Below are 19,621 nucleotides of genomic sequence, written 5' to 3' on the forward strand. Positions count from 1 at the left end.
CGAGTGCACTACTTTCGGCAAGACCGAGCACCGTCTTGAACGACCGGCTGTGACGCTGCGTAACACGCGGTCAGCGGCAGATGTGCGCACTCGGCCGCCGATAACCCCACTTCTCGAACGCGTTCTCAGACCGCTCGAACTTCGGCGAGCCGCCTGACTGCGTACTCGTCGTCCCAGCAGACGGCGGCTTCCCATGCGGCCGACGCTTGCCCGGCGATGTCGAGCGCGCCGTCGTCGAGGCCGGCGGCGTTGTCGGGCAGCACGAGGTCGAGGTCGGGGACGTCGACGTGCGACTCGTCCCAGTCGATCAGCGCGACCTGACTCGCGGTCATGCGGACGTTGCCAGGGTTGTTGGGGTTGCCGTGGACGACGCATGTCTGACGTCCGGTGAGCCGCGCCCACGCTGCTCGGCATCGAGCAACGCCCTCAGGGGGCATCGCGCCGAGGTCGATCTTCGTCCCGGTCTCGGCGTGCAGGAGGTCGGTCGACGATCGCCAGCCTGGGCGCTGCGGCCAGCCCTGCGTCAGCCGATGCAGCTCCCGGAGCGTGCCGGCCACGCGACGCCAGTCGGCCTGCGTCTCGGGCGGTCCGCCATCCAGGTAGGTCATCACCACCAGACCGTCGGCGAACAGCCGGCCGTCCGTAGTCGGGATCGGGACCGGCACGGTCAGACCTTCACGGTCGAGGTGTTGGAGGAGCTCTGTCTCCCACGCAAGATCAGCGTCGCTCCTGGTGCCGAGACGACCGACCGCGAGGTGCCCGTTGACGCGCACGCTCCACACGTCGTTGGCGACCCCGCCAGCGAGCGCTTCGATGCGAGCGACGTCTTCACCCCATTGCCCGAGTGTCTCCCACCCCACTGGCCATATCTTACGGAGTTCCGAACATCACTGTTCTCGACAGATCCGGTAGTTGACGACGGCGACCTATAGACGTGTCTGTAGCGGAACATAGCCGCCAGAGACCAGATCAGACCGCTCCAATCGGGCCGCCGAACCCTCCGGTCGCCGCCTGTGGCCCGGCTGCGCCACGTTCGACTGTGAGCAGCACGCTCCCCGCGCCTGAACTGGGTAGCCGGCTCGGCTGTCACCGTCAGGCCGACCCTGTCCTATCGATCAGCGTCATGGTCGGTCCGCCCGGTTTATGATCAGCTCGCCCCCCAATTTACCCCCCGAAAACCCCTGCCCAAGAGCGACAATCAGTGACAACCAGCGATCACTTCAAGAGGCCGTCGTTGTAGGTCATTGCCCATTATCGACAACCGATGACAAGTGCGATGCCGTCACGGTCGGTAACAAGGGGTCGTCGGTTCGAATCCGGCCGTTCCGACGCAGCTCAGAGGGCACATCCGATCGACGGACGTGCCCTCTTGTCGTAGCTGGGTGACGAACTGAGTGACTACGCCTCAGCGTCGAAGATCCGATCCATGGCGACCGCGCCGCTCAGGAGTACCGGCCGGAGTTGGTGCCGGTAGACGCTCTCGGTGACGGTCGTGCCGGAGTGGCCGCAGAGGTCGGCGATCTGCTCGATGCTGACGCCGCTGTCGGACAGCAGGGATACGAAGCTGTGTCGCAGTTCGCGTGGGGTCCAGTCGCGCGGGTTAAGGCCCGCTTTGGCGACGACCGGGCGGAAGGCCCGGAGCACGTTGTGGCGGTCGAGGGCGGTGTCGGCGGTAGAGGTGAAGACGAGTCGGTCGGCGGCAGGCTTTCCCTGGCGCTCGTGGTGGGTGGTGAGCGCGGTGACGCACCGGGCCGGCAGGGCCAGGGTGCGGCGCGACTTCTTGGTTTCGGTGTCCCCGTCGGCGCGGACCGAGCGCCATGCCTGGATGGACGGCGGTACCGGCGGGTCGTTGTCCGGCTTGCCGGTGAGGTCGACGTGTGCCCAGGTGAGGGCTCGCAGTTCCTCGGTGCGGGCGCCGGTCAGCAGTGAGACCAGATGTAGTACGGCAGCCGCCATTAGCTGTCTGACCAGGGTGGACGCCGCGGGTGGGGCGGGCGCAGCCGCCCTGATGATCATGTGTGTGTGACGACAGCAAGATCGGGGGCGGCTGCGGCTGCCAGGATTGCGGCTGGGCGGGTGCAGCGGTTGCGGGCCGGGTTGGTGGAGCGGTTGCGGTCGTGTTTCGTGCGGACGCAGACCTGGCAGCAGGCGTCGAGGTAGGTGTCCGCGTTGGCCAGTGACCTGCCGAAACGAAACGGGTGGACGATCGCGGAGCACGTGGGGGACCGTAGTCCGGACCGGATGCAGCCGGTTGTTGAATCGGGCGGTGTGGGACGGCGAAGAGGCGATGAGCCTGGTGCGCTGGTTCGTGGTCGACGGGCTGGACACGGCAGCCCGAAGGCGGCGGCGGGTCTGGTGGTGGGGGCGTTGGACGAGACCGGTCAGCCCAAGCGGGGTGCCGCCACGTGTGGGGTGAAGCGGCAGTACATGGGGTGCGCGGGTCGGGTGGACAACGGCATCAACACGGTGCACCTGTCGTACGTGCGGGAGCAGGTCGGGCACGCGTTGATCGGTGCCCGGCAGTGGATCCCCGCCGAGCAGATCGACGACCCGGACACCGCTGCCGCGATGGGACTACCGGCTGACCTGCGGTTCCGCACCAAGGGACAGCTGGCGATCGACATCTGCACGGACGCGTACGCCGACGGGGTGCGCTTCGACGTGATCTGCGGCGACGAGGTCTACGGCGGCTGCACCCCGTTGCGGGAGTTCTTCGAACAACAACAGCAGGCGTACGTGCTGCGGGTGCCCCGCACCTTCATGCTGGAACTCGGTGGAGATCTGCGGTTGACCAGCCAACAAGCGGTGCAGCGACTGGTCGACCAGCATCAGTGGGAGGTGCGCAGCGCCGGCACGGGATCGAAGGGGCAGCGGTGGTACGCGTGGGCGCAGATCGCCACCGCCAGCCCTGAGCACGTGCTGCTGGTACGTCGGCATCTACGCACCGGTGAGCTGGCGTTCCACTACTGCTACCTGCCGCAGGGGCAACGCGCAGGCGTGACGAGACTGATCCGCGCCGCAGGGCTGCGGTGGCCTGTCGAGGAGGACTTCGAGTTCGGCAAGGACCAGTTCGGTCTCGATCAGTGCCAGGCCCGTCTGCACACCGCGATCCGCCGGCACACCGTGCTGGTCACGGCAGCCCTGGCCGTGTGCGCCGTCGCCGCCGCCCAACTCCGCGCCCGCACGGACACTCAAGCCCCGCTGCCCACGACGCCCGACCTGCCCTTCCCCTCGTAGCGTGGAGGCCAGGACTTGAGGGATAGAGGTTCATGGCTGAGACAAGACGCCGGTTCGATCCGGAGTTCCGAGCCGGTGCGGTGCGCATCGTGCGGGAGACCGGGAAATCGATCGCGCAGGTCGCACGTGACCTGGGCATCAACGACGGCACCCTGGCGAACTGGGTGAAGAAAGATCGCGAGGAGCGCGGCGAGGCCGCCGGCGCGGGGGCGTTGTCGGAGGACGAACGCGCGGAGCTGGCTGCGCGGGATTCCAAGCATTGCGTCTTGCTCAGCGCTTCAGCCAAGATGGTCCATCATGACTGATGATCGCTCGCAGGCGTCCGGGCTAGTCCAGTGGAGCGCCATGACGGTCGACTGTCCGGAGCCGAATGTCATGGCGGACTTCTACGCTGCTTTACTCGGCGGAGTGGTCACCCGCCGCATCCGCGGCGAGGCCAACGTAGACGCAGGAGACAAGCTGATCAACTTCCGCGCCACGCCAGACTACCGGCCCCCGACCTGGCCCTTGCCCGAGGTGCCGATGCACGCACACTTCGAGTACGTCGTCGAGGATCCGCACGCCGCTGCCCAGCAACTACTGCCACTTGGGGCCAGCCTGGCGGCGCACCAGGACCCGGACAACCCGAACCTGCTGGTCATGCTTGACCCGGCCGGGCACCCGTTCTGCCTGATCCGTAGCAGCGCGGCAGTGCGTCACTAACCACAGTCGGTCGCCAGCAGCCCGGTCGCCTGGGCTCGCAGGAACGTCCGCCAACTGGTGTCGATCTCACGTGGGGCAGGGCCGACCCTCGATCGGGCGAGGATGCGACGGATGGTGCCGGCGCCGACCCGATGGCCGAGCCCGACGAGTTCACCTTGGATGCGCCGGTGCCCCCCCCATTCCGGGTTCTCTCGGGCCAGCCGCAGAACCAGGTCACGGATGTTGTCGCTGATCGGTGGTCGTCCGGGCCGGTTCGGGTAGGTCCAGTGCCGGCGGACCAGTCGGCGGTGCCAGGCCAGCAGGGTGGCCGGGGTGACGATCCGATGCTTCCACAACTCCGGCCACGACAGCCGCGGCCGATCAACCTGACGCCGCAGTACCGCCACCTCGTGACGCAGCACCAGCAACTCTGCGACCATCGCCGACTCGCTGCGCGTGGCCAGCGGCAACCAGCCGAACACCCGCACCACACTCAGGTACAGCAGCCGAACAAACATGCCCGCCATCCTGCGTCACAGGCACGAACCAGCAGTTCACGCCCTGTGCGATGAGTTCTGGCACGGCACAGCCTGCGGAACCTGCCCAGCAAGTCCTGGACCGTCAACCGCGGCTGGATCCTCGCCGCGAACATCGCCGCAGACCTGGCCGCCTGGACCCGACTGCTCGGCCTGCACGACCACATCGCTCGCTGACGTTCAGGTACGTGATCCGGGGTTTGCTCGACCCCAAGCGCGCCGGGACAGGGCACGCCGGGGGTGACCTGCGGAGACGTCAGGTCGAGGGCTGGCGCATCTGACATTTTAGTGTAATGTCAGCGCGGCCGGGGTGCCTCCGATCCGCCGCGCGTCACCCACCGCGCTCGCCCCGGCGTTCCGGCCTCAGCCATACCGTGGATCTCGTCGATGGAGGAAGACAAGAGTGGATGCCGTTACGAGTCCGCCGTCCCCGGTCAACGAAGCGACCCTGAGCTACGCCCCCGGCAGCCCGGAGCGGGTGGCGCTGGAGCGGGAGCTGGCGCGGCAGGAGAGCCGGGAGGTGGAGCTGACCGCCGCGATCGGTGGTCGCCGCCGGATGGGCGGGGGAGCGGAGATCGCGGTGGTGCAGCCGCACGACCACCGCCACGTGCTCGGGGTGCTGCGCAACTCCACCCGGGTTGACACCGAGGACGCCATCGCGGCGGCGGGGGAGGCGGCGCCCGCCTGGCGCGAGCTGTCCTTCGACGACCGTGCCGCGATCCTGCTCAAGGCCGCCGACCTGCTGGCCGGCCCGTGGCGCCAGCGACTCAACGCCGCGACGATGCTGGGCCAGTCGAAGACCGCCGTCCAAGCCGAGATCGACTCCGCGTGCGAGCTGGCCGACTTCTGGCGCTTCAACGTCCACTACGCCCGGCAGATCGTGGGCGAGCAGCCGGTGGCGAACTCCCGTGGCGTGTGGAACCGCACCGACCATCGCCCCCTGGAGGGCTTCGTCTACGCGGTCACCCCGTTCAACTTCACCGCGATCGCGGGCAACCTGCCGACCGCGCCAGCGTTGATGGGTAACACGGTGCTCTGGAAGCCCGCGCCGACCCAGCAGCTCGCCGCCAGCCTGATCATGGAGTTGCTGGAGGAGGCCGGTCTGCCGCCCGGCGTGATCAACATGTTGCCGGGCGACGGCCTCGACGTCTCTGCGGTGGCGCTCACCCATCGCGAACTGGCCGGCATCCACTTCACCGGCTCCACCGCGACGTTCCAGCACCTGTGGTCGACGGTGGGGGCGAACCTCGGGGGTTACCGGTCGTACCCCCGGATCGTCGGCGAGACCGGCGGGAAGGGTTTCGTACTCGCGCACGGCTCGGCCGATCCGGACGTGCTGCGGGTGGCGCTGCTACGGGGCGCGTTCGAGTACCAGGGGCAGAAGTGCTCGGCCGCATCCCGGGCGTATGTGGCCCGGTCGGTGTGGGAGAGGGTGCGTGACCCGCTGCTCGCCGAGGTGGAGGCGCTGACGATGGGCGACGTCACCGACCTCTCCCACTTCATGGGGGCGGTGATCGACGCCCGGGCGTTCGGCCGGCACCGGGTCGTGATCGAGCGGGCGCGCCAGCGGGACTCCCTGACGGTGCTCGCCGGCGGTGAGTTTGACGACTCGGTCGGTTACTTCGTCCGCCCGACCGTCGTGCACAGCGACGACCCCACCGACGAGATGTTCCGCACCGAGTACTTCGGGCCGATCCTGGCCGTGCACGTCTTCGACGACGACGCGTTCACCGACGCGGTCGACCAACTGGAGTCCTTCTCGTCGTACGCGCTGACCGGCGCGGTCGTGGCCCGCGACCGGGCGGCGATTGCCTGGGCCGGTCAACGGCTGCGGTTCGCCGCCGGCAACTTCTACGTCAACGACAAGCCGACCGGGGCGGTCGTCGGGCAGCAGCCGTTCGGCGGCTCCCGCGCCTCGGGCACCAACGACAAGGCGGGCGCGGCGTCGAACCTGACCCGCTGGATCTCGCCGCGGTCGATCAAGGAGACCTTTGACCCGCCCCGCGACCACCGCTATCCCCACATGGGCTCCCGCTGACGGCGGCTCCCACTAGGCAGAACTCCCTCTGGACTGACCCGCCGACCAGGTGTAGCGTCGCTCACACTTCACTAACATTTCACTGACATGCCCATTCATTCCCATTGCTTCATGACCATCGACACGGAGGTGTCAGATGAAGAGGTCAACCCGCTCCCTCGGCGTCGCCACGGCCATCGCCGGGATGCTCGCCCTGGCCGCGTGCGGCACGAACACCTCGTCCGCCGGCTCCGGGGCAGCCGGCTTCGGCGACTGTGAGGTGACAGCGAACCCCACGGTCCACGAGATGAAGACCATGACCGAGGGTGTCCTCACCGTCGCCGCCTCGCTGCCCTACCCGGCCGGCTATCGGGGCAACACTCTCGAATCGGTCAACGGCGGCTACATGTACTGCCTCGACGCCGAGATCGCCAACCGCGCCGGACTGAGCAGGATCAAGCTGGTCAACGCCTCGTTCGAGGCCCTTGTCACCGCCAAGACCTCGAACTTCGACTTCGCGGTCTGGGACATCTACGACACACCCGAACGGCGCAAGGCCGTCGACTTCTCCACGCCCTACAACACCTACCGCACCGGTGTCCTCGTCAAGACCGGATCCGACCTGACCAAGGAGAGCATCAGGACGGCCACCGTCGGCGTGCTCGCCGGATCCGTTCAGCTCACGTACGTCAACGAGACACTCAAGCCCAAGCAGGTGCGGGTCTTCGCCTCCAACGACGACCTCTTCAACGCCGTACTGGCCGGGCAGATCGACGCCGCGCTCAACGACACCGCCACCGTGATGCCCCGGGCGGCCAGCTCGGACGGCAAGCTCGAGGTCATCGGACAGTACCCGGCCGGCGGCGACGTGGCAGCGCTGTTCCCCAAGGGCTCGCAGAACGTCACGGCGGTCAACCAGATCCTCGCCGACATGGAGAAGGACGGCACCCTCGCCGCCATCATGGACAAGTGGCTGAACGCGATCCTCGGCGGCGACCCTGACAAACTGGCCGACTGGAGTGCCTGACCATGAAGGTACAGGCACCCGAGACACGTGAGGCCCCGCCGACAACATCCGGCACCGGCCTCACCCCGACCAGGCCACTGTCGACGACGGCCTACCTCACCGCCGCCGCCGTCCTCACCGTCCTGGCCGCGACCCTGTGCTACCAGCTCGCCACCATGCTGGTCGACGCACCCGGCACACGGATCCTGCTCGGCGCCGCGCTCCCGGTCGCCGCGCTCGGTTGGCCCCTCTCGTTGGCCTACCGGCGCAGCCACCGGTCCCGGCAGGACTGGCAGGCCGGCCGGTACGTCGAGGCCCGCCGGGCGGCGGCGCACTCCCGCAACGCCGCCATCTCGTCCCTCGGAATCAGCGGCTGCCTGGCCATCATGGCCGTGCTCGCGCTGATGGTCTTCACCAACGACGGGGCGGTGCAGAAGACGTTCTTCAACGGCGAGTACATGGCGCGCAGCTTCATCGACATCCTCCGCGCCCTGTGGATCAACATCCAGATCGCGCTCGGCGCCCAGGTCCTCGCCATGGTCTTCGGGCTCGTGCTCGCCATCGGCCGGCAACTGCCGGGCCGGGGCTTCCGCCCGGTCAGGGCGCTGTCCATCGCCTACATCGACGTGTTCCGCGGCATCCCGTCGGTCGTCCTGATCTACCTCGTCTGCTACGGCCTACCGCTGACCGAGGTGCCGTTCCTCAGCGGCGGATCGCTCGTCGTCTACGCCATCGTGGCGCTGGCCATGACGTACAGTGCCTACAACGCGGAGTTGTACCGCGCGGGGATCGAGTCGATCAACCCCGGGCAGAGCTCCGCAGCCCTGTCCATGGGCCTGACCCAGACCGACGTGCAGCGGTTCGTCATCCTGCCGCAGATGGCCCGCAACATCGCCGCGCCCATGCTCAGCACCTTCATCGGCCTGCAGAAGGACACCGCGCTGGTGATCGTCGTCGGCATCATCGACGCGTTCAGCCAGGCCAAGATCTACTCGGCGAACAACTTCAACCTCTCCGCGGTGACCGCCGTGTGCATCGTCTTCGTCCTCATCACCATCCCGCAGACCCGGTTCGTCGACTACCTGCTCGCCCGTACCGGGGCCAGGAAGACAGGGGCGTGAGCCATGTCCCGAGCGTTCATCGAGTGCGACGAGGTGACCAAGCGGTACAGCGACCTCACCGTGCTGGACAAGGTCGACCTCACCGTCGGCCGGCACGAGGTCGTCACGCTCATCGGCGCCTCCGGCTCCGGCAAGTCGACGCTGCTGCGCTGCGTCAACGGGCTGGAGAACGTCCAGGGCGGGCGGATCCTCCTCGACGGTGACGTCGTCTCCGGCGAGGGCGTCGACCTGGTCAGGCTGCGCCGCCGGGTCGGGATCGTCTTCCAGAGTTACAACCTGTTCCCGCACATGACGGTGCTGCGCAACTGCACGCTCACCCCGGTCCGCGCCGGCGTGGCGGGCAAGGCCGAGGCCGAGGCCAACGCGCGGGCGATGCTCGACCGTGTGGGCCTGCGCGACAAGGCCGACGCCTACCCCTCGCAACTCTCCGGCGGCCAGCAGCAGCGTGTCGCCATCGCCCGGGCGATGCTCATGCGCCCGCAGGCCCTGCTGCTGGACGAGATCACCTCAGCCCTCGACCCGGAACTCGTGATCGAGGTACTGAACCTGGTCCGGGAACTCGCCTCCGACGGCATCACCATGATGATGACGACCCACGAGATGCCCTTCGCCCGCGAGATCTCATCGAAGGTCTGCTTCCTGCACCGGGGCGTGATCCTCGAACAGGGCCCGCCCGAGCAGATCTTCGAATCACCCACCGCGCCCGAACTCCGGTCGTTCCTCCGCAAGATCCACGAAGCCGGCCGGGACTAGCCCCACACCCCCCCACGAGACAAGGTCAGGGACACCAACCGATGAGTAAGACGTACGACACCAGGGACTTCTTCACCTACCTCGGGTACCCGAGCGGCGACCGGCCCTACTGGTGCAAGGACCTGCGCAGCCTCTCCGTCTACTGCCGAGGAGACCGGGCGAACCTGGAGGCGCTCCTCGCGCCAACCCCGTTCGAGCTCGCCGACGACCGGTTCGTCGTGCAGATCGCCGACTTCGGCAACGCCACCCCCGGCTCCTTCTACGACTCGGGCGTCGTCATCCCCGTCCGCTACGGCGACCACCGGGGAGTCAACTACTTCTTCGAGTACGAGGATCAGCCCTGGAGCATCGCCTTCGGCCGGGAGGTCTGGGGCTACCCCAAGCAGTACGCCGACATCGCGCTGACCGACACCGCCGACGCGCTCTCCGGCGCCGTGCACCGTTCCGGCAAGCTGATCTTCGGCATTTCGATGACCCCCGGGGACGGGCACGACAACGCGGCCTGGGCGGACATGTCCCTTTACCCGCACCTTCAGGTCCACGCCCTGCCGGAAGCCGACGGGCCGGGGTTCCGGATCTTCGAGATCGTCTCCCGGGACACCTCGAAGGACTTCGTCCTCAAGCACCGGAGCTTCGGACCTGCGGCCGTCGAGCTCACCGACGCGCTCTCGGTCAACGGCGTCGGACTGAAGGTGGTCGAGGTACTCGGCGGGGAGTTCTCCGTCGGGGACTATGCCTGCACTGTGGAGAACGGCATCTCGACGGTGATCGACGACCTTCTCGGCGACCCGTCCCGCGCCGGAGCGTCGGAGCGCCCGTAACCGTCCGGTAGCTTGCCAGAGTGCGGGGCCGCTGCGCAGAAGCGGCGCACGACGGGGGGAAGGAATCGCGATGTTGTCGGAGTACGTCGGAAAGGGCGCGCTCGTCGGCATTGACCAGACGGGTAACGCTCTGCTGAGCCAGTCGGCCTACGCCAGCCTCTGCTCTCGACTCGTCCGCGCCGAGATCATGCCCGGGGACCGGCTCGTCGAGAACGACCTGCGGGCCGACCTCGGCGTGGGTCTCTCCCCGGTGCGCGAGGCCATCAGGCGGCTGGAGTTCGAGAAGCTGGTGGTCATCTACCCGCGCAGCGGCACCTACGCCACCGAGATCGCGCTCAAGGACTCCCGCTCGGTCATGGAACTGCGACTGGAACTGGAGTCCCTGGCCACGATGCTGGCCTGCCGCCGCGGCTCGAAAGCGGAGAAGGAACAACTCGTCGCGCTCGCCGAGGAACAGGCCCGCACCACCGACCTGCAACGGTGCATCGACCTGGACGCCGCGTTCCACAAGGGCATCTACCTGATGAGCCGCAACGAGTACCTCAAGACGACCGCCCGGATCTACTTCAACCTGGCCCTGCGGCAGTGGTACTTCTGCTCCAAGGTGGTCACCACCCCGGACTGGACCGCGGTGGACCACCGTCCCCTCGCGGCGGCCGTCGCCGACGATGACGCCGCCACCGCCGCCGAGCAGATGCGCGAGCACGTCCGCCACGACTCCCAGCAGGTGTTCGAGATCCTCACCAACTACGGCCTGTAGCCGCCCGAGGGGGCGTGCCCGAGCCGCCGGAAAGGACGGCGCCGTGCCATCGGCCGCACTGACATCCCTGTTCACCCTCGACGGGGCACGCGCCCTGGTCACCGGCGCCCACGGCGGTCTCGGCCGCGCCCAGGCCCTCGCCCTCGGCCAGGCCGGCGCCGAGATCATCGCGACCGATCTGACGGCGGACCGCGCCGAGCAGGCGTGCGACTACCTGCGCCAGCAGGGCGTCCGCGCGCTTCCGCTGGCGCTGGAGGTCACCTCCCTCGACAGTATCGAGGCCGCGTTCGGCGCCCTCGAACAGCAAGGCCGCGTCCCCGACGTGGTGGTGAACAACGCCGGTGTGTCGCTGCGCAACAGCGCGTTGAACGCCACCGCCGCCGAGTTCGACCTGACCCTGGGGGTCAACCTGCGCGGCACGTACTTCGTGGCCCAGCGCGCCGCGCGGGCCATGCGACCGCGCGGCGGGGGCCGGATCATCAACCTCGCCTCCATCGGCGGTTTGGTCGTCGACGGCGAGCGGTCCTCGGTGTACGACGCGTCGAAGGCCGCCGTCGTGCAGCTGACGAAGAACCTCGCCTACGAATGGGGCAGGCACGGCATCCGGGTGAACGCCATCGCCCCGGGCTACATGCGCACGGAGATGACCGCCGACCTCATGCCCACCAGGGACGCCGAGGACGAACTGGTGGCCGGGCACATCCCCCTGGGCCGGGTCGGCGAGCCGGGCGACCTGGCCGGCGCGGTGGTGTTCCTCGCCTCGGACGCGTCCGCGTACGTCACTGGGCACACCCTCACCGTCGACGGCGGTTGGGTCGTCTCGCTGTAGCCGGTTGCCGTGCCGCCACTCGCCCGGCGGGGGAAGCGGACCGCGCGGACGGGTGACCAGCCTCGGTCCTTCACCTACTGTTGATCAAGGTCGTGGGGTGCCTTGGTTGATCTTCTGGGCGTTGTTTCGGGGTTTGGGCGTGGTTGGGGGCCCGGCGCGGTGGTCGGGTTCCTCCGAAATGCTCGTGGTGGCTGGGGTTGGTGTTCAGGTGATGGGTCGTGGTATGGCTGCGAGGCGGGTGAACGCGGCGGTGAGGTCGGTGGCCCAGGGCCAGGTCTCGGCGATGCGTAGGTTGGATGCGCCGGGCGGAGCGGGTGATTCGGGCGGGTACGTGTAGCAGCCGGTAGCGCAGCTTTTTCGGTTCGGCGTTGGCGAGGTCGCCGTTGAGGAGTAGGTGTTGGGTCCAGGCGAGTAGGTCGATGCTCGTCAGGGCGAGTTCGAGCCATGCCTGGTTGATGGCGAAGATCCGGGACGGGAATCGGCCGAAGCCGGTGGTTCTGCCGCATCGGATGCGGTCCTCGACACGGGCGTGCGCGGTGGCGGACTTCGAGGAACTGTAGGTTGCCCTGCCCGGGTGGGGTGTCGGTGGCCATGACCTGGTGGCGGGTGCCTTCGATGGTGTCGAACAGGGATAGTTGCGCGCCGGGGTGGGGGCGTTCCCGGCGGACGATGAACCGGGTGCCGTGTGGGTAACTGTCGGCGGGGACCAGGCCGGTGATCTCGCAGATCTGGGCGCCGTCGCGGGGGTTCACCGTCGGTGTTGATGGCGGGGATCCAGGCGGTGGCCCGGTGAGCGTGTGGCGGGCGTCGCTGGTCCCGCCACGTCACCGGCACGGCGGCCCGGCCCTAGTCAAGCAGGGCGAGGAACCGGCGCAGGGCCGGGTTCGTGCTGTCGCGCGGCCAGGCCAGGGCGACGTCCACGGTGGGCGTCGGGGCGGTGAACCGGCGCAGCCGTACATCGCGCAGCCGCAGCGCGCGGGCCCGTCCGGCCGGGACGGCCGCGACCACGTCTCCCTGCGCCACCGCCCGCAGCAGCTGCTCGTCGTCCGGCTCCTGCCGGACAAGCTGGAAGCCACCGCGCGGCCAGACCTGGGCGATCGTCCGGTCGAACATGCCGGGGCCGTTCTCGCGCGGCCACATCACGGCCGGCAGGTCGACCACCTCGGCCCGGCTGATCCGGCGGCGGCCGGCGGCGAGGGGGTGGCCCGCGGGCAGGGCCAGCAGCAGCTCCTCGGTGTCGACTGTCCGGCAGGCCAGCGCCGGCTCGTCGACCGGCGGGCGGACGAACGCCGCGTCGAGCCGGCCGGCAAGCAGGCCGGCCACGTTCGGCGCCGTCCAGGCCGTCTCCGGGACCACCTCGACGTCCGGGTGGGCGGCCCGGAACCGGGCGACCAGCGCGTCGATCCGGCCGCCGCGCGCCGACCGGGTGTACGCCAGCCGGAGCCGGCCGCCCCGCCCGCGTACCAGGTCCCGGATGCGGGCGGTTCCCGCGTCCACCTCGGCGAGCAGCCGGGCGGCCTCGTCGGCGACCCGCGCCCCCACCTCCGTCAGCGTGCAACCCCGGCTGGTGCGGTGCACGAGCGGCACGCCGAGCTGGCGTTCCAGGGCCCGGATCTGCTGGCTGAGCGCGGGCTGGGCGACGCGCAGCCGGGCGGCGGCCCGGGTGAAGTGCAGTTCCTCGGCGAGCACCGCGAAGTAGCGCAGCCGCCGCAGGTTCGACCAGGCGTCCAGAGTCGGCGCGTCGGACATGGACCGATCATAAGCGCCGCTTATCGCCGGCTGCCCGATCCGTCTTGGACGGCGGCCCGCCGAGACGGCGACGATCCGAGGCAAACGGCACGAGCGACGGGAGCGAAGGATGACGGCAGCGACGGACGTGGTGGTGGTCGGGGGTGGGGTCGTCGGGATGACGGCGGCGGTCACCCTCCAGCAGCGGGGGGCGCGGGTGACCGTGCTGGCCGCCGACGACCCGGCGGACACGGTGTCCACGGTGGCCGCCGCGGTCTGGTACCCGAGCCACACCGACCAGGACCCGCGGGTGCTGCGCTGGGCGCGGGACACGCACACGGAGCTGGGCCGCCAGGCGGCGGACGGCGTGCCGGGGGTGGTCGACCGGCCGACCCGGATGCTGCTGCGCCATCCGTACGCCGGCCCGCCGTGGTGGGCGGAGGCGTGCGGGGACCTGGTGGCCGAGCCGGCGCGGCCGCCGTACACGGCGCTGTTGCGGTTCACCGCGCCGACGGTGGAGATGACGCCATACCTGGCCTGGCTGCGGCAGCGGCTGGAGGCCGGCGGCGGGCGGGTGCTGCGCCGCCGGGTGCGGCGGCTCGCCGACGCGTTCGACACCGCGCCGACGGTCGTCAACGCGACGGGCCTGGCCGCCGGCCGGCTCGTCGCCGACCCGGCCGTGCATCCGGTGCGCGGGCATTTGGTGCTGGTGGCGAACCCCGGCCTGACCGTCTCGGTGCGCGACGAGGACGACCCGGCCGGGATCACGTACGTGCACCCGCGCCGGCACGACGTGGTGCTCGGCGGCACGTACCAGCCGGCGGTGGGGCACACCGCGCCCGACCCGGACACGGCGGCGGCGATCCAGCGGCGCTGCGTCGCGCTGGTGCCGGAGCTGGCTGACGCGCCGGTGCTCGGCGAGCGGATCGGGCTGCGGCCGGCCCGGCACGGCGGCCCCCGGGTCGAGGTGGACCCGGACCCGGCGGGCCCGCCCGGCAGCCGGCTCGTGCACGCGTACGGCCACGGCGGGGCGGGGGTCACCCTGTCCTGGGGGTGCGCCGCCGAGGTGGCGGACCTCGCCCTGGGCGGCTGACCGGGCGCACCCGGCACGGCGGGCAGCGCAGCAGTCGGAACAGCAGCAGTACCCGCAGTAGGCGAACGGCACCAGCAGCACGCAGGTGACGAAGCCGAGCGGGACGAACCGGGGCGGCGACTCGCGGCGGTCGCGCGACGGCCTCCAGGTCGACGAGCACCCGTACCTGGCGCACGCCCTGCGGGCCGCGCAGATCCCGCTCTGCTCCGTGGTTGGCTGATCCACCGCGGACCCCGTGACGGGTGGTGCGCCGCCCGGTCGCACCACCGGTCACGGCCCGGACGGGCCGCGCGCGGTGGAGACGGCGACCGCGCCGAGCGCGACCGCGGTGGTCAGCAGGACACCGGCGACCCCGGCGCTGGCGGCCACCAGTCCGACCCCGGCTGGTACGACGAGCTGGCCCAGCCGGTTGCCGCCGAGCCGGAGCGCGAGCGCGGTGGCCCGCGCCCCGGGTGGGGCGGCCAGGGTGATCCAGGACATGGTCAGCGGCTGCCCGATGCCCAGCCCGAGCCCGGCGGCCACCACCACGACGCCGAGCGCCCACAGCGGCAATGGAATCGCCAGCAGCGCCACCGCCACGGCGGACGCGGCGATGCTGCCGACCAGCAGCCGCATCCGTCCCAGCCGCCCGACCAGAGCACCGAGGAACAACCGCGACACCATCGAGGCGCCGGCCCGCAGCGCCAGGAGTACGCCGACCACGCGCGCCGCGATGCCCTGCTCGGCGCCGAGCGCCGGCAGGTAGATGACGAGCAGGTCGACGGCGGCCAGCACGGTGAGGCTGGCCAGCATGGCCCGGCCGAGGCCGGGCATCCGCAGCACGGTGCCCATCCGGTCACCCCGGCCCGGCGGACCGGCCGGGCGGGTGTGCCGCCGGGGCCGCAGCAGCAGGCTGGAGGCGAGCAGCGCACCGGCCCCGGCGAGCGCGCCGGTGAAGACCCGGTCGGTGTCCGGGACCAGCCCGCCGCCGCCGAGCAGGGTGATCAGGACGGGCCCGACCGCCTGGCCCAGCGACACGGCGAACGTGTACCGCCCGAAGGCGGCGTCCAGCCCGGCGTCCACGGTGGACCGGGCCACCCACGCCTGTTCCCCCACGACGGAGAGCAGGTGGCCGAGGCCGAGAACCGCGCTCCACAGCACCAGCCCGGTCAGCGAGTCGGCGAGCCCGGTCAGGCCGGCGGCGGCGACCAGCACGAGCAGCGCGCCCGCCAGCAGGGCGGGGCGCTCCCCGCGCCGGTCCGTCGCCCGGCCGACCAGAACGGCGGCCAGCAGCGGCAGCACCGCGAAGCTGGCCGAGACGACCCCCAGCCAGGCGGCCGGCACGCCGAGTTCGAGCGCCCGGTACGACGTGGTCGGCCGGAGCAGGAAGGTGACCGCCTGCACGAGGACGGCGTGCAGGAGCAGCACCCACGGCCAGGCTGCGGTGGCCCGTACCGCGTCCCGTGGACGCACGGTCAGCGCACGACGAGCAGGTCGAGCAGGTCGTCGGCCTCCGTGTCGAGCAGGACCTCCCGGTCGGCGAGGCGCTCGGCCACCAACTCCGCGCGCTCGGCGGGCAGCACCGCGCCGAGCCCGCGGCGCAGCTTGTCCCGCACCAGCGGCTCGGCCTCGGGCCGGCGGCGCGGGTGCCCGATCGGGATGCGGATCTCCTGCCACCCGGTGTCGCTGCCGTCGGCAAAGGTGATCCGCAGCGCGTTGGCCACTGCCCGCTCGGAGGGGTCGAGGTAGGCGCGGCTGTACTCCGGGTCCTCGGTGACGATCATCCGCTCCCGCAGCGCGTCCACCCGGGGGTCGGCCGCCGCCTCGTCGCTGTAGTGCTCCTCGTCGAGCCGTCCGTGCAGCAGGCCGATGGCCACCATGTACTGCAGGCAGTGGTCCCGGTCCGCCGGGTTGGCCAGCGGGCCGGTCTTGTCGATGATCCGGACCGCCGCCTCGTGGGTGCGGATCTCGATCCGGTCGATCCCGGTGATCCGGTCGCGCACCGCCGGGGCGAGCCGGAACGCGGCCTCCACCGCCGTCTGGCCGTGGTACTCGGCCGGGAACCACGGCTTGAGCAGTACGTTCTCCATCACGTAGCTGCCCAGCGGCTGCGTGAGGGTGACCTGATGCCCGGCGAGCAGCGAGTCCTGGAAGCCCCAGCCCTTCGCGGTCAGCGGGGTACGCGGGCTCTGCGCCCCGCGCAGCGCCAGGTAGGCCAGCCGGATTGCCCGGCTGGCCGCGTCACCGGCCGCCCAGGACTTGCGCCAGGTCACGTTCGGCGTGTGCCGGTACGTGCGCAGTGCGCCGCCGTCGACCCAGGCGTGCCCGAGCGCCCGCCGGATGTCCTCCTCGGACCCGCCGAGCAGCCGGGTGGCCACCGCGGTCGACGCGATCCGGACGTACGCGACGTGGTCCAGCCCGTGCCGGTTGAGCGCGGTGCCGAGGGCCAGCACGCCCTGGATCTCGTGTGCCTGGATCATGGCGACCAGCACGTCGCGTACCGTCGGCGGGTCGCCGCCGGTGGCCCGGGCCCGCTGGGCGAGGTGGTCGGCGAGCGGCAGGATGGCGGCCAGGTTGTCTGACGGGTGGCCCCACTCCAGGGCCAGCCAGGTGTCGTTGAAGTCCAGCCAGCGGATCAGCGTGCCGGTGCTGAACGCCGCCTGCACCGGGTCGGTGGCGTGGTCGGTGGCGAGCACCCGGCTGGGGTACGGCGCGGCGGTCGGGAACAGCGGTTCCGCCGTCCGCCGGCACTCGGCGTCGGCCAGCCCGAGGAAGGCGCAGGCGATGGCGTCGAGGAAGGACAGGTGGGCGGTGCGTAGGGCCGGTTCGGAATCGATCCGCTCCGGGTGGGCGGCATACTCGGCTATCTGTACCACGACGTCGTCGTAGCCGGCGGACATGGTTCTCCTATCGGGATCGTGCTCAGCGCGACCGGTAGTGGGGCTGGCGGGGCTGCGCCGCCCTGTTGCCGGTCGTTCTAAACGGTGGAGGATTCGCGGTCGGGGGTCGGTACGCCGGCGGCGGCTCGCCGGGCCTGCAGCCGCAGCAGCGCCGGGACGCACAGCACGAGCACCAGCAGGGCGTAGACCGTCACGGTGAACGGGGTGCTGACCAGGGTGGTGATGTCGCCGCCGGCGATGTCCAGGGCCCGGCGCAGTTGCAGTTCGGCGAGCGGGCCCAGGATGGCGCCGACGATGAGCGGGGCGACCGGAAAGCCGAAGCGGCGCATGAGGTAACCCAGGACGCCGACCACCAGCAGCAGGTAGACGTCGAACGACGAGCCGTTGACCGCGTACGCGCCGACCAGGGCGAACAGGCCGATGCCGGCGTACAGGTAGGGCTTGGGGATCTGCAGCATCCTCACCCACAGCCCGACCAGCGGCAGGTTGAGCACGAGCAGGATCGCGTTGCCGATGAACAGGCTGGCGATCAGTCCCCAGACCAGCGCCGGCTCGGTGTCCAGCAGTTGCGGGCCGGGCTGGATGCCGTACTGCTGGAAGGCCACCAGGATCACCGCGGCGGTCGCGGAGGTGGGGATGCCCAGGGTGAGCAGCGGGACCAGGGCGCCCGCGGCGTTGGCGTTGTTGGCCGCCTCCGGGCCGGCGACGCCCTCGATCGCGCCGTTGCCGAACTCCTCCGGCCGCTTGGACAGCCGACGTTCCAGCGAGTACGACAGGAAGGTGGGCACCTCCGAGCCGCCGGCCGGAATGGTGCCGAGCGGGAACCCGATCGCGGTGCCGCGCAGCCACGGCTTCCACGACCGGCGCCAGTCGTCCCGGGTCATCCAGCGCTGGCCGGCGACCGAGGCGATGCCGAAGCTGCTGGCTCGCTGGTGTGCGGCGACGTAGAGCACCTCACCGACGGCGAACAGCCCGACGATGAGCAGCACGGTGTCCACGCCGTCGAGGAGCCGGACCAGGCCGAAGTCGAGCCGCGCCTGCCCGCTCTGGAAGTCGATGCCGACCAGGCCGATCGCCAGGCCGAGCCCGAGGCTGGCGAAGCCACGCACCATCGACCCGCCGAGCAGCGAACCCACGCACATGAAGGCCAGCACCATCAGGGCCAGGTAGTCGGGGGCGCCGAGGCGTACCGCCAGGTCGACGATCCTCGGCGCGGCCACGGCCAGCAGACCGGTGGCGATGGTGCCGGCGAGGAACGAGCCGATCGCGGCGGTGGCCAGGGCGGCGGCGCCCCGGCCGGCCCGGGCCATCTTGTTGCCGTCGATCGCGGTGATGATCGAGCCGGACTCACCGGGGGTCTTGAGCAGGATGGACGTGGTGGAGCCGCCGTACATCGCGCCGTAGTAGATGCCGGCGAACATGATGAACGCGCCGGCCGGTTCGAGGCCGTAGGTCAGCGGCAGCAGCAGCGCGATGGTGAGCGCCGGCCCGATGCCGGGCAGCACCCCGATCATCGTGCCGACGACCGTGCCGATCAGCGCGTAGCCGAGGTTGGTCAGGGTGAGGGCGACCGCGAAGCCGGCGAGCAGCTCGGTGAGTCCGTCCATCAGCCGATCCCTTCCAGCGGGCCCGCGGGCAGGTCGATGCCGAGGCCGTAGGTGAAGCCGAGGAAGACGACGACCGCCACGCCGAGCGAGATCGCCGGGGTACGGACCGGGTGGCGCGCGCCGAGCGCGTACGCGATGCCCCAGAAGGCGACGAACGCCGCGACGACGTAGCCGGCCAGGTCGAGCAGCAGCCCGTGCGCGAGCACCGCGCCGACCACGAGCAGCGCCGGACGGAGCTGGGTGCGGGACGGGTCCACGTCACCCTCGCCCTCGTCCGGGGTGCCCCGGTGGCCGCGGAGCACCTCGACGACCAGGGCGGCGGCGACGGCGAACAGGGTGACCCCGACGATGGTCGGGAAGAACGCGGGCCCGACGCCGGACGCCGACGTCGAGGCGCGCAGCCCGGCCGCGTCGACCAGCACGGTCACCGCGACAGCCAGGAGGAGTACGCCGAACGCGAGTTCACCCCAGCCGGCCCGGGCCCGGGCCGGTGACCAGGTCCTCGGCGTCGGACCGGACCGAGTCCTTCGTCCCGCCGAAGCCGTGCGCCAGC

General features: G+C 70.7%; 19 protein-coding genes and 2 pseudogenes. 12 read left to right on the forward strand and 9 right to left on the reverse strand.

Annotation, left to right across the window (positions count from 1 at the left end; translation table 11 throughout):
* Positions 1 to 125: 125 nt before the first annotated feature.
* Positions 126 to 860, reverse strand: a complete 735-nt coding sequence (locus tag AB0I41_RS28950) for a phosphotransferase (protein WP_357113753.1) — start codon at positions 858 to 860, stop codon at positions 126 to 128.
* Between the two features lie 538 nt (positions 861 to 1,398).
* Positions 1,399 to 1,935: pseudogene (locus AB0I41_RS28955) on the reverse strand (site-specific integrase); the annotation flags it as partial.
* A gap of 225 nt (positions 1,936 to 2,160) precedes the next feature.
* Between AB0I41_RS28955 and AB0I41_RS28960 the strand changes: the two are divergent.
* From AB0I41_RS28960 to AB0I41_RS28970, 3 genes are read left to right on the forward strand one after another with little or no spacing between them, the layout of a single operon-like run.
* Entirely contained in the window at positions 2,161 to 3,237 is a 1,077-nt protein-coding gene (locus tag AB0I41_RS28960) for an IS701 family transposase (RefSeq protein ID WP_357113754.1), read from the forward strand.
* A gap of 32 nt (positions 3,238 to 3,269) precedes the next feature.
* Positions 3,270 to 3,542 (forward strand): transposase, encoded by a 273-nt coding sequence (locus AB0I41_RS28965; protein ID WP_357113755.1) that lies wholly within the window; start codon positions 3,270 to 3,272, stop codon positions 3,540 to 3,542.
* Entirely contained in the window at positions 3,535 to 3,939 is a 405-nt protein-coding gene (locus AB0I41_RS28970; protein WP_357113756.1) for a VOC family protein, read from the forward strand. The genes AB0I41_RS28965 and AB0I41_RS28970 overlap by 8 nt, the downstream gene beginning before the upstream one ends.
* On the opposite strand, the gene AB0I41_RS28975 is transcribed toward AB0I41_RS28970, so the two are convergent.
* Positions 3,936 to 4,436, reverse strand: a complete 501-nt coding sequence (locus AB0I41_RS28975) for a hypothetical protein (protein WP_357113757.1) — start codon at positions 4,434 to 4,436, stop codon at positions 3,936 to 3,938. The genes AB0I41_RS28970 and AB0I41_RS28975 overlap by 4 nt on opposite strands.
* Positions 4,437 to 4,857: 421 nt before the next feature.
* Between AB0I41_RS28975 and pruA the strand changes: the two genes are divergently transcribed.
* The 7 genes from pruA to AB0I41_RS29010 all read left to right on the forward strand — a co-directional run bounded on the left by pruA (position 4,858) and on the right by AB0I41_RS29010 (position 11,761).
* Positions 4,858 to 6,492, forward strand: a complete 1,635-nt coding sequence (pruA, locus tag AB0I41_RS28980; RefSeq protein ID WP_357113758.1) for an L-glutamate gamma-semialdehyde dehydrogenase — start codon at positions 4,858 to 4,860, stop codon at positions 6,490 to 6,492.
* A 136-nt stretch (positions 6,493 to 6,628) separates the two neighbouring features.
* Positions 6,629 to 7,498, forward strand: coding sequence for an ABC transporter substrate-binding protein (locus AB0I41_RS28985; RefSeq protein ID WP_357113759.1), 870 nt, complete (start codon positions 6,629 to 6,631; stop codon positions 7,496 to 7,498).
* A gap of 2 nt (positions 7,499 to 7,500) precedes the next feature.
* Complete coding sequence (locus AB0I41_RS28990; RefSeq protein WP_357113760.1) at positions 7,501 to 8,598, forward strand: amino acid ABC transporter permease; 1,098 nt, start codon at positions 7,501 to 7,503, stop codon at positions 8,596 to 8,598.
* Between the two features lie 3 nt (positions 8,599 to 8,601).
* The gene (locus AB0I41_RS28995) at positions 8,602 to 9,351 is read left to right on the forward strand and encodes an amino acid ABC transporter ATP-binding protein (RefSeq protein WP_357113761.1); all 750 of its coding nucleotides are present in this window, start codon (positions 8,602 to 8,604) and stop codon (positions 9,349 to 9,351) included.
* Between the two features lie 41 nt (positions 9,352 to 9,392).
* A complete protein-coding gene (locus AB0I41_RS29000; RefSeq protein ID WP_357113762.1) occupies positions 9,393 to 10,172 on the forward strand; it encodes an acetoacetate decarboxylase family protein in 780 nt (259 codons plus the stop codon).
* A gap of 70 nt (positions 10,173 to 10,242) precedes the next feature.
* Positions 10,243 to 10,932, forward strand: a complete 690-nt coding sequence (locus tag AB0I41_RS29005) for a GntR family transcriptional regulator (RefSeq protein ID WP_357113763.1) — start codon at positions 10,243 to 10,245, stop codon at positions 10,930 to 10,932.
* A 43-nt stretch (positions 10,933 to 10,975) separates the two neighbouring features.
* Positions 10,976 to 11,761, forward strand: coding sequence for a glucose 1-dehydrogenase (locus AB0I41_RS29010; protein ID WP_357113764.1), 786 nt, complete (start codon positions 10,976 to 10,978; stop codon positions 11,759 to 11,761).
* Between the two features lie 204 nt (positions 11,762 to 11,965).
* Here AB0I41_RS29010 and AB0I41_RS29015 read toward each other — a convergent pair.
* Positions 11,966 to 12,547, reverse strand: a pseudogene (locus AB0I41_RS29015) (transposase); the annotation flags it as partial.
* A 60-nt stretch (positions 12,548 to 12,607) separates the two neighbouring features.
* Positions 12,608 to 13,510 (reverse strand): LysR substrate-binding domain-containing protein, encoded by a 903-nt coding sequence (locus AB0I41_RS29020; protein ID WP_357113765.1) that lies wholly within the window; start codon positions 13,508 to 13,510, stop codon positions 12,608 to 12,610.
* 109 nt (positions 13,511 to 13,619) lie between these two features.
* On the opposite strand from AB0I41_RS29020, the gene AB0I41_RS29025 reads away from it, so the two are divergent.
* Both AB0I41_RS29025 and AB0I41_RS29030 read left to right on the forward strand, forming a co-directional pair.
* Positions 13,620 to 14,582 carry an FAD-dependent oxidoreductase gene (locus AB0I41_RS29025; RefSeq protein ID WP_357113766.1) on the forward strand — a complete coding sequence of 321 codons (963 nt, stop codon included), beginning with the start codon at positions 13,620 to 13,622 and terminating at the stop codon, positions 14,580 to 14,582.
* Positions 14,583 to 14,667: 85 nt separating this feature from the next.
* The gene (locus AB0I41_RS29030) at positions 14,668 to 14,802 is read left to right on the forward strand and encodes a hypothetical protein (protein ID WP_357113767.1); all 135 of its coding nucleotides are present in this window, start codon (positions 14,668 to 14,670) and stop codon (positions 14,800 to 14,802) included.
* Between the two features lie 50 nt (positions 14,803 to 14,852).
* Here the strand turns inward: AB0I41_RS29030 and AB0I41_RS29035 are convergent, their stop codons facing one another.
* The 4 genes from AB0I41_RS29035 to AB0I41_RS29050 all read right to left on the reverse strand — a co-directional run.
* Positions 14,853 to 16,034, reverse strand: coding sequence for an MFS transporter (locus AB0I41_RS29035; protein WP_357113768.1), 1,182 nt, complete (start codon positions 16,032 to 16,034; stop codon positions 14,853 to 14,855).
* A 2-nt stretch (positions 16,035 to 16,036) separates the two neighbouring features.
* Positions 16,037 to 17,461, reverse strand: coding sequence for a bifunctional 2-methylcitrate dehydratase/aconitate hydratase (locus AB0I41_RS29040; RefSeq protein ID WP_357113769.1), 1,425 nt, complete (start codon positions 17,459 to 17,461; stop codon positions 16,037 to 16,039).
* Between the two features lie 77 nt (positions 17,462 to 17,538).
* On the reverse strand, positions 17,539 to 19,068 hold the full coding sequence (locus AB0I41_RS29045) for a tripartite tricarboxylate transporter permease (protein WP_357113770.1): 1,530 nt from the start codon (positions 19,066 to 19,068) through the stop codon (positions 17,539 to 17,541).
* Positions 19,068 to 19,621 (reverse strand): tripartite tricarboxylate transporter TctB family protein (locus AB0I41_RS29050; protein ID WP_357113771.1); only part of this gene is annotated, 554 nt, incomplete at its 5' end. The genes AB0I41_RS29050 and AB0I41_RS29045, both read right to left, overlap by 1 nt.

The organism is Micromonospora sp. NPDC050200 (assembly GCF_040656135.1).
Lineage (GTDB): Bacteria > Actinomycetota > Actinomycetes > Mycobacteriales > Micromonosporaceae > Micromonospora.